The sequence below is a fragment of the Neisseria sp. P0009.S007 genome (genome assembly GCF_051962515.1).
Genome location: NZ_JBQCVF010000579.1, coordinates 1 through 975, shown reverse-complemented (window position 1 = coordinate 975; position 975 = coordinate 1). Strand labels below are relative to the sequence as shown.

Genomic DNA, 975 nt, shown 5'->3' with positions numbered 1-975 from the left:
CTTTTAAATATACCTTCTGAAAAATTTTAATATTTTAGCCTTTAAATTTTCAGACGGCCTTTGCATGATGACTACTCTGCACTAAATGCCGTCTGAAAAGTCTGTTTGCCAATGGTAATGTCGGCAGTGTAATCATGGCGGCCTTCGACGCAAAACGGTAAGCGGATTTGCGCAGCCTGCCAACTTTGCGGCGATTGTTGCGTCAGGTTATAGCGGTTGAAGCCCATGTCCATGTTTTTCATACTGAAACTGATACTGACCGCACCCGTATTCTTCGGCACATTCTCCACCACAATATCAAACGGCTCGTGTGTATTGATAGAGGTCACACGCACTTTTGAACCGTCAGGCAGGACGCAGCCTTGCGTCAGACTACATTCAACTACATTTGCTTTTATCTGTTGCCGCTGCCACCAATCCAAGAGCAGCAGTTTGGCCGCCGCAAACACAATCAGTAAAACAGCGGCAATCAATAGTTTTTGATTTTTACTCATTTCAGACGGCCTCAATGTCATTATCGGTCAAAACGGCATGCGCACCCATGCTCCGCCACTGTTCGCGATAAATGGAAACCATACTTTCCGGAGCAGCTGCAATCAGCGGCATCGCCACGCCTTGCGCCAAAATATCGACAACTTGCTTGGCTGCCGCTTCATTCGCTACTTTCCATACGACGGCATCGGCATTTTGCACCTGCTGCCATTGTTCGACATTTTCAATGATTGGCCACACATTGGGCGATTCTATCGGCTTGCCTTGTTGCCAATCGGCAAATTCCAACAATACGGCAGATACGGTTTGATGCTGAGCCGACATATACGGCACAACATGATATTCGCCCATGCTGTTTTGGCCGCTCAAGCCGCTTTTCAGACGGCCTTGAAGCTGGCGCGGAATGGATAGGGAGCGTAATAATGCGCTATTGGCAGGCAACATCGGCGCAACGGTAAAATCCCCTGCCTTTTGCCATGCCCA

At 48.4% G+C, this 975-nt stretch carries 1 protein-coding gene and 1 pseudogene; both read right to left on the bottom strand.

Going from position 1 to position 975, the window contains the following annotated elements; genetic code table 11:
• Positions 1-71: 71 nt before the first annotated feature.
• Positions 72-494 (bottom strand): hypothetical protein, encoded by a 423-nt coding sequence (locus ACTHS3_RS14930; RefSeq protein WP_070608993.1) that lies wholly within the window; start codon positions 492-494, stop codon positions 72-74.
• A gap of 1 nt (position 495) precedes the next feature.
• A pseudogene (locus ACTHS3_RS14925) lies at positions 496-975 on the bottom strand (NTP pyrophosphohydrolase); the annotation flags it as partial.

What these genes read in the sequence shown, in the direction of transcription:
- ACTHS3_RS14930 (WP_070608993.1), bottom strand. Translation starts at nt 494, where the DNA reads ATGAGTAAAAATCAAAAACTATTGATTGCCGCTGTTTTACTGATTGTG.